The organism is Acinetobacter sp. G11, assembly GCF_049808495.1.
GTDB lineage: Bacteria > Pseudomonadota > Gammaproteobacteria > Pseudomonadales > Moraxellaceae > Acinetobacter > Acinetobacter kookii.
The window spans coordinates 153,452-163,261 of record NZ_JBNCAT010000004.1 but is presented as its reverse complement, the minus strand read 5'-3'; the positions used below and the strand labels follow the sequence as shown (position 1 = coordinate 163,261).

Annotated in this window: 3 protein-coding genes and 1 pseudogene; 2 read left to right on the top strand and 2 right to left on the bottom strand. The window is 45.2% G+C overall.

The genetic code is table 11. From position 1 onward, the window contains the following. Positions 1 to 78, top strand: a pseudogene (locus ACPUEY_RS03290) (IS1 family transposase); the annotation flags it as partial. An 83-nt stretch (positions 79 to 161) separates the two neighbouring features. Then, positions 162 to 1,028: an alpha/beta hydrolase gene (locus tag ACPUEY_RS03285; RefSeq protein ID WP_425121129.1), complete on the top strand. Its 867-nt coding sequence runs from the start codon at positions 162 to 164 to the stop codon at positions 1,026 to 1,028. Between the two features lie 169 nt (positions 1,029 to 1,197). Here ACPUEY_RS03285 and rpoC read toward each other — a convergent pair whose 3' ends face one another. Beyond that, a complete protein-coding gene (gene rpoC, locus ACPUEY_RS03280; protein WP_131273149.1) occupies positions 1,198 to 5,388 on the bottom strand; it encodes a DNA-directed RNA polymerase subunit beta' in 4,191 nt (1,396 codons plus the stop codon). 148 nt (positions 5,389 to 5,536) lie between these two features. Continuing rightward, positions 5,537 to 9,625 carry a DNA-directed RNA polymerase subunit beta gene (rpoB, locus tag ACPUEY_RS03275; protein ID WP_425121128.1) on the bottom strand — a complete coding sequence of 1,363 codons (4,089 nt, stop codon included), beginning with the start codon at positions 9,623 to 9,625 and terminating at the stop codon, positions 5,537 to 5,539. Positions 9,626 to 9,810: the final 185 nt, after the last annotated feature.

Here is a 9,810-nt window from a genome sequence, read left to right as displayed (position 1 = left end):
AACTTTTCTAAAAAGCTCGAAAATCATTTTAAAGCCTTTGATTTGACTTTCTTTTACCTTAATAACGGATTTGTTTAACGCTAGCATACTTTTTGAAACACCACCAAAAATTTTAAACAGCGGCTTCATTTAAAATTATTTAAATGAGAAGGATCAATAAAATGAAAAAATGCCTTTACCTGATATTTACATTGCTGTGTTGCAATTCACTGGCCTATCCGAATTCGTCTGATACCCGTTTAATGAATACAACCAAGATCATGAAAAATATGGCTTATGGTCCTTCTGCTCAACAAGTCATGGATGTTTATTTACCCACCAAAGCTTTCACAGATAAAACGCCAGTACCGATCATGGTGATGGTCCATGGTGGAGCCTGGAGCATTGGCGATAAAAATAATGCTGCTGTAGTCAAAAACAAAAGGTCTTATTGGAACAAACACAACTGGATATTTATTTCCCTCAACTATCGACTGGTTCCTGAGGTCACCGTACAACAACAAACCCAGGATATTGCAGAAGCACTCATCCATATCCAAAATCAGGCTCAAAATTGGCGTGCCGACCCTAAACGTTTGGTTCTGATGGGACATTCAGCAGGCGCACACTTGGTCAGCTTGCTCAGCACGCGCCCCCTCTGGCTGACATCGCAGCCCCAGCCCTGGCTTGCCACAGTGGCGTTAGACAGTGCTGCCTATAATGTCGAAACCATTATGCAAACCCGACATGCACGGTTTTATGATCAGGCCTTTGGAAATCATCCCTCAAACTGGAAAGCGCTTTCTCCCATCTCTCAACTGCACCAGACTTTACCGGCATTTCTCGCGGTATGCTCCACCATTCGGCCAGACCAGCCCTGTACCCAGGCACAGCAATTTATTCAACAGGCACAAAAATTAGGCACTAAAGCCCAGTTATTGCCTGTCCCACTTTCACACAAGGAAATCAACCAGTCACTTGGACAAAATAACTCCTATACTCAAGCGGTAAATCAGTTTATTCAAAACCATTCCGCTACGGAGAAATGAGCTTATTTCAATCTCATTCAATCTAGAAACGATTTCAGTATTAATTAAGAGAGCTTATCTTTCGATAAACACATTTGATATTCCGCGTAGACCCTAAAACCTCCTCCCAAAATAAGTGCATAAAAAAAGACGCCCGAAGGCGTCTTTTTATTCGTCATTTAACGTCGAATTAGAATTCTTGGTTAAATGCTTGGCTTAATGCTTGGTCTACATCAGAGAAGTCATTTACAAGTGCATGTTCTGCAGCTTCTGCTTCTTGACGACGACGCTCCAAGTGGTAAGCCAGACCAGTACCAGCCGGAATCAGACGACCCACAACAACGTTTTCTTTCAAGCCACGTAAATCATCTTCTTTACCTGTTACAGCCGCTTCAGTTAACACACGTGTTGTTTCCTGGAACGATGCAGCAGAGATGAACGAGTCAGTAGAAAGCGATGCTTTGGTAATACCCATCAATTGACGTTCAAACTTAGCAGGGAACTTGTTCTGCGCAAGAACAGCTTGGTTCTCTTGCATCACGCGGATGTAATCCACTTGTTCGCCTTTAATGAAGCTGGTATCGCCACCGTCAGTGATGTCGACTTTACGCAACATTTGACGCACGATGACTTCAATGTGTTTATCGTTGATTTTTACACCTTGCAGACGGTATACGTCCTGAACTTCGTTCACGATGTAATTGGTCAACGCCACTTCACCTTTCAGACGTAAGATATCATGCGGGTTCTGCGGACCATCAGAAATGGTTTCACCACGGTTCACATGCTCGCCTTCGAACACGTTGATGGTACGCCATTTCGGAATTAACTCTTCGTAGATCTCAGAGCCATCATCCGGAGTGATCACCAGACGGTTCTTGCCTTTGGTCTCTTTACCGAAGCTTACCACACCAGAAATTTCAGCAAGAATTGCATGCTCTTTCGGTTTACGTGCTTCGAACAAGTCAGCTACGCGTGGCAGACCACCGGTAATATCACGGGTACGTGAAGATTCTTGTGGTACACGGCCAATGACATCACCCACACCAATCGTTTCGCCATCACGAACAGAAAGAATCGTGTTTTGTGGCAAGAAGTAGAACTGTTCGCCACCATCAACTGTGTCAAGCACAACTGCAGGACGCAAATCTTTACCTGACGCAGGACGTGAAGTCACTGGCAAGATTTCGATTGTGGTCATACCTGTTGCATCATCAGTTTTCGAGGTCACAGTTACGCCATCAGCGATCTGGCTGAAACGTACTTTACCAGCAACTTCTGTCACAAGTGGATGTGTATGTGGATCCCAAGTCGCCACGATACCGCCTGCCTCAACAGCTTCACCATCTTTCAACAAGATAGATGCACCGTAAGGAAGTTTATAGCGTTCACGTTCACGACCTAAGTCATCCGCAATACCGATTTCACCTGAACGTGAAGTTGATACCAGGTGACCTTTGGCATGTTGTACTGTCTTCACGTTGTGGAAACGTACTGTACCCTTGTTACGAACTTGTACGCTGTTGGCAGCAGAAGTTCGGCTCGCAGCACCACCCACGTGGAACGTACGCATGGTCAACTGTGTACCTGGCTCACCAATTGATTGGGCAGCCATTACACCTACAGATTCACCTGGATTCACCAAGTGACCGCGTGCAAGGTCACGACCGTAACATTTCGCACATACACCGAAGGTAGATTCACAAGAAACGACTGAACGTACTTTAACTTCATCGACACCTGCCTCTTCAAGGAAGGCAGCAATTTTTTCGTCAATCAAGGTATTACGTGGAAGAATCACTTCGTCAGAACCGACTTTCTTCACGTCTTCGGCAACAACACGACCCAATACTCGAGTACCCAAGTTCTCGATTACGTCACCGCCCTGAATGAACGGAGTCATCACCAGACCGCCTAAAGTACCGCAATCAGGCTCGGTGATTACCAAGTCTTGCGCTACGTCTACCAGACGACGGGTCAGGTAACCAGAGTTTGCTGTTTTAAGTGCTGTATCGGCCAAACCTTTACGCGCGCCGTGTGTCGAGATGAAGTACTGAAGTACGGTCAAACCTTCACGGAAGTTGGCTTTAATTGGGGTTTCAATGATCGAACCATCCGGTTTCGCCATCAAACCACGCATACCTGCCAACTGACGAATCTGAGCTGCGGAACCACGGGCACCCGAGTCAGACATCATGTAGATACTGTTGAATGATTTCTGTTTCTCGTCTTCGCCCTGTTTGTTCTTAACAGTAGTGAAAGACAAGTTGTCCATCATCGCTTTAGCAACCTGGTCGTTGGTACGCGCCCAGATATCGACTACCTTGTTATAACGTTCACCGGCAGTTACGAAACCTTGTTCGAATTGCTGTTCGATTTCACGAACTTCAACTTCTGCTTTTTCGATGATCGAGTATTTCGCTGGTGGAATCAGCATGTCTTCCATACCAACAGATACACCAGAACGCGTCGCTTGACGGAAGCCCAGGTACATCAACTGGTCAGCAAAGATAACGGTATCTTTCAGACCCAGTTTACGGTAGCAAGAGTTAATTAACTTAGAGATGTTTTTCTTGGTCATCTCAAGGTTAATTTGCTGGAAGTCCATACCTTCAGGAACAACTTCCCAAAGCAGGCAGCGACCAGGCGTTGTATCAACAATAATGGTTTGTTGTTCACGGTTGCCATTGTCATCAATTACAGTCTGGTGTACACGTGCTTTAACGCGAGCGTGCAAGTCTACCTGACCTGTTGCAAGTGCACGGTTTACTTCGTCAGTATCCGCAAACACCATGCCTTCACCTTTGGCATTGATCGCATCACGCGTGATGTAATACAAGCCCAAGACCACGTCCTGAGAAGGTACGATAATTGGCTCACCGTTCGCAGGAGACAAGATGTTGTTGGTTGACATCATTAACGCACGCGCTTCTAACTGAGCTTCAAGCGTTAATGGTACGTGTACCGCCATTTGGTCACCGTCGAAGTCGGCGTTAAACGCAGCACATACGAGTGGGTGTAGACGGATGGCTTTACCTTCAATCAGGGTCGGTTCAAATGCTTGAAGACCCAAACGGTGAAGGGTTGGCGCACGGTTCAACATCACAGGATGTTGACGGATCACGTGAGCAAGAACGTCCCAAACTTCCGGTGTTTCGCGTTCAACCATTTTCTTCGCAGCTTTAATGGTTGTTGCTTGACCAGACGCTTGCAGTTTCGCAAAGATGAATGGCTTGAACAGTTCAAGTGCCATCTTCTTCGGAAGACCACATTGGTGTAAACGTAAAGATGGACCTACAGTAATTACCGAACGGCCAGAGTAGTCAACACGTTTACCCAACAAGTTTTGACGGAAACGACCTTGTTTACCTTTGATCATGTCTGCCAAAGATTTAAGCGGACGTTTGTTCGAACCGGTAATTGCACGACCACGACGACCGTTATCCAGCAATGCATCTACAGACTCTTGCAACATACGTTTTTCGTTACGTACGATGATGTCTGGAGCCGCAAGGTCAAGAAGACGTTTCAAACGGTTGTTACGGTTGATCACACGACGGTAAAGATCGTTCAAATCAGAAGTCGCGAAACGGCCGCCTTCAAGAGGAACCAACGGACGAAGGTCTGGTGGAAGAACTGGCAATACAGTTAACACCATCCATTCAGGCTTGTTGTTTGACTCTTTGAATGCTTCCATCAACTTCAGACGTTTAGATGCTTTTTTAAGCTTCGTTTCTGAAGTTGTGTTTGGAATTTCTTCACGCAGACGTGAAATTTCAGCTTCAAGATCGATGTCTTTCAACAGGTCCTGAACAGCTTCTGCACCCATTTTCGCGCTGAATTCATCACCGTGTTCTTCTAGCGCCGTGAAGTATTCTTCATCGTTCAGAAGCTGGTATTTCTCAAGCGGAGTCATACCTGGATCAGTTACAACGTAAGATTCGAAATACAATACGCGTTCGATATCACGTAAAGTCATATCTAGAAGCAAACCGATACGGCTTGGTAATGATTTCAGGAACCAGATGTGTGCAACTGGAGAAGCCAATTCGATGTGACCCATACGTTCACGACGAACTTTCGCAGTTGTTACTTCAACGCCACATTTTTCACAAATGACGCCTTTGTATTTCATACGCTTGTATTTACCACACAAGCATTCGTAATCTTTGACTGGACCAAAAATTTTGGCACAGAACAAACCGTCACGTTCAGGTTTGAAGGTACGGTAGTTGATTGTCTCTGGCTTTTTAACTTCACCATGAGACCATGACTTAATCATTTCTGGTGACGCAAGACCAATACGGATGCGATCAAACTCTACTGGAGCATGACCATCAGAATCCGTCTTTTTGCGCATGATATCGAGCAAGTCTTTCAATTTTTTTCTCCGTGTGTTGTGGAGATTTTCACTTCACAACTGGGTCACAAATATTGTTTTTTAACTGAAATTTGGAATCTCCCCTAGCCCCTCTTTAATAAAGAGGGGGAACTTTCCCCCTTTGGAAAAGGGGGTCAGGGGGATTTAATTAGTCACCATTTTTCAGTTCAATGTTGATACCTAAAGAACGGATCTCTTTAGTCAATACGTTGAACGATTCAGGCATGCCCGGATCCATATAATGGTTGCCATCTACAATGTTCTTATAGATGCGGGTACGGCCTTCAACGTCATCCGACTTAACAGTAAGCATTTCTTGAAGCGTATAAGCTGCACCGTATGCTTCCAGTGCCCAGACTTCCATCTCACCGAAACGCTGACCACCGAACTGGGCTTTACCACCCAATGGTTGTTGCGTTACTAGAGAGTAAGAACCTGTAGAACGCGCATGCATCTTGTCATCAACCAAGTGGTTCAGTTTCAGCATGTACATGTAACCTACAGTTACTGGACGGTCAAAACGCTCACCGGTACGACCATCATACAATACAGTTTGACCGGTACGTGAAATGCCACCAAGTTCAAGCAATTCTTTGATTTGCGATTCTTCAGCACCATCGAATACAGGAGTCGCTAAAGGAACACCCTTACGAAGGTTACCTGACAATGCCAAGATTTCATCATCAGTCAGGCTGTCCAGATCTTCTTGCTGACCGCCAACTTTGTTGTAGATCTTGTCCAGGAAGTCACGAAGCTCAAGCACGGTACGTTGCTCTTTCAGCATCTTGTCGATCTTGTCACCCAGACCCTTCGCTGCCATACCCAAGTGAGTTTCCAGAATCTGGCCCACGTTCATACGTGACGGTACGCCTAGCGGGTTAAGCACCACGTCTACAGGTACACCGTTGGCATCGTGCGGCATGTCTTCAACAGGTAGAATGTTTGATACAACACCCTTGTTACCGTGACGACCAGCCATCTTATCACCCGGCTGGATGCGACGTTTAACGGCAAGGTAAACCTTAACCACTTTCAATACGCCAGTAGTCAGTTCATCGCCAGTAGAAAGTTTGCGTTTTTTCTCTGCAAATTTCTCGTCAATCTCTTGGCTCTTCTCTTTCAAGAACACTTGAATTTGAGTTAAGCGCTCAGCGATCGCTTCATCACTTGGCTGGATATCCAGCAAGTCAACCAGCTCTAAACCAGACAATACTTCTTCAGTCAGCTTGTCACCACGTTTAGTGGTACCGCCACCGTTAGATTCCTGACCTTTCAACAAGCGAACAATACGTTCACGCGCTGCTTCTTCGAAGATTTTGAATTCTTCTTTCAAGTCTTTACGGTAAGCATCCAATTGCGCTTTTTCAATTGCTTGAGCACGTTCGTCTTTTTCAAGACCGTCACGTGTAAACACTTGAACGTCAATTACAGTACCTTTCACGCCTGAAGACACGCGTAAAGAAGAGTCTTTCACGTCAGCTGCTTTTTCACCGAAGATTGCACGAAGCAGTTTTTCTTCCGGAGTTAACTGCGTTTCACCTTTAGGCGTTACTTTACCTACAAGAATGTCACCCGCTGTTACTTCAGCACCGATGTAAACAATACCTGATTCGTCCAGTTTAGACAGTGCAGCTTCGCCAACGTTAGGAATATCGGCAGTAATTTCTTCTGCACCTAACTTGGTATCACGCGCCACACATGACAATTCCTGAATGTGAATCGACGTTAAACGGTCTTCTTGAAGAACGCGTTCAGATAACAAGATCGAGTCTTCGTAGTTGTAACCGTTCCAAGTCATGAACGCTACGCGCATGTTTTGACCCAGTGCCAATTCACCGCCATCAGTTGATGGACCATCAGCAAGTACGTCACCACGACCAACTTGATCACCCAGTTTCACCAGAACTTTCTGGTTAATACAGGTGTTCTGGTTTGAACGTGTGTATTTGATCAGGTTGTAGATATCTACACCCGCTTCACCCGCAACCATTTCGTCTTCGTTGACACGAATAACAACACGAGAAGCATCTACAAATTCGATGCGACCACCACGTTTCGCCAGAACACATACACCTGAGTCATGCGCTACGTTTGCTTCCATACCGGTACCAACAAGCGGCTTGTCGGCAATCAACGTAGGAACAGCCTGACGTTGCATGTTTGAACCCATCAATGCACGGTTCGCATCATCGTGTTCAAGGAATGGAATCAGTGATGCTGCAACAGATACAACCTGCTGAGCTGATACGTCCATATGCGTCACTTTTTCAGGAGGCATACGTACGAATTCACCTTGGTGACGTACAGAAACGAATTCTTCAGTCAGGTTGCCATCTTTATCTACACCAGAGTCGGCCTGTGCAATCACAGTACCTACTTCTTCAATTGCAGATAAGTATTCAACTTCGTCCGTTACACGGCCTTCAACCACTTTACGGTAAGGTGTTTCCAGGAAACCGAAATTGTTTGCTTTCGCATATACAGACAATGAGTTGATCAAACCAATGTTTGGACCTTCAGGCGTCTCAATTGGACACACACGGCCGTAGTGAGTTTGATGTACGTCACGTACTTCGAAGCCCGCACGTTCACGTGTCAAACCACCAGGACCGAGTGCTGATACACGACGTTTGTGTGTAATTTCAGACAACGGGTTGTTTTGGTCCATGAACTGAGACAACTGGCTTGAACCAAAGAATTCTTTGATTGCAGCAGCAACAGGTTTCGCGTTGATCAAATCTTGCGGAGACAGGTTGTCAGTTTCAGCTTGGCTTAAACGTTCTTTAACAGCACGTTCTACACGAACCAGACCAACACGGAACTGGTTTTCTGTCATTTCACCAACAGAACGAACACGACGGTTACCTAAATGGTCGATATCGTCGACTTCACCTTTACCGTTACGAATTTCAACCAATGTTTTAAGTACATCAGTGATATCTTCGTTAGACAAGATACCTTCAACTTCACGAGACTTCTGGTCAGTACCGACTTCGTAAGGACGACCCAAACGACGGTTGAACTTCATACGACCGACTGGAGACAAGTCATAACGTTCAGAAGAGAAGAACAGGTTGTTGAACAGGTTCTCAGCAGCTTCTTTTGTTGGTGGCTCGCCTGGACGCATCACTTTGTAGATTTCTACCAGTGCTTCTTCGCGACCAGTGGTTGTATCGGCACGTAAAGAGTCAGCAATGAATGAACCGCGGTCGATGTCATTGGTGAACAATACGTTAAATTGTTTTACGCCGCCTTCAGCCAATTTCACCATGATCTCATGGCTCAATACAGTATTGGCTGGAATCACATCGCCATCACGCAAGGTGATGTCTTCAGCAGTAATACGCTCGTACAGGTACTCATCAGGAACTGAAAGCTTGGTCAAGCCAGCAGCTTCCATTTGACGTACGTGACGCGCATTGATACGTTTACCTTGCTCTACAATCACTTTACCGTCGTTGTCGGCAATATCGAATTGCGCCATTTCGCCACGCAGGCGTTCTGGAACCAGGTCAATCTGGTAGCTACCCATGTCAAGATACACAGGTACTTTTTCGTAGAACATGTCCAGGATTTGTTCGTTGCTATAACCCAAGGCACGAAGAACCACAGTCGCAAGCAATTTACGACGACGGTCAATACGAACGTAGACCAGATCTTTGGCATCGAATTCGAAATCCAGCCATGAACCACGGTAAGGAATGATACGTGCAGAATAAAGAACTTTACCGCTAGAATGTGTTTTGCCTTTATCGTGGTCAAAGAACACACCTGGTGAACGGTGTAATTGAGATACGATTACACGCTCAGTACCATTGATGACAAAAGTACCGTTTTCTGTCATGAGCGGCATTTCACCCATGTACACTTCTTGTTCACGTACGTCTTTAATTGATTTGGTTTCGCGATCTTTCAAGATCAAACGAATTTTTACACGCATTGGTGCTGCATAAGTTGAACCGCGTAAAATACATTCACGCACGTCAAACTCAGGCTTACCAAGACTATACTCAACAAATTCTAAAGCAGCATTGCCAGAATAACTTTCAATAGGAAAAACTGAACGAAATGCGGCTTGGAGACCGATATCTTCGCGGTTTTTTGGTGTTTTGCCATCTTGTAAGAATGTTCGGTACGAGTCGACCTGAATCGCGAGCAAGTACGGAGCATCCATGACGCTAGGCAATTTACCAAAATTCTTACGGATCCGTTTCTTTTCGGTATATGAGTATGCCATCTGGAGTCCTCGGAAAGTAAACTAAGCCCGCCTGCAGAACGGACCTAGAAGGAATTACACAGGCCGATATGGCCACCACTTTTTACAAATGCTGCAATTTTTAGTGGTATTAAAACGCTTAGCAATATTTTCAAATATAAAAAATATTGATAAACATTTGATATTATTGATTATTATAATAATTG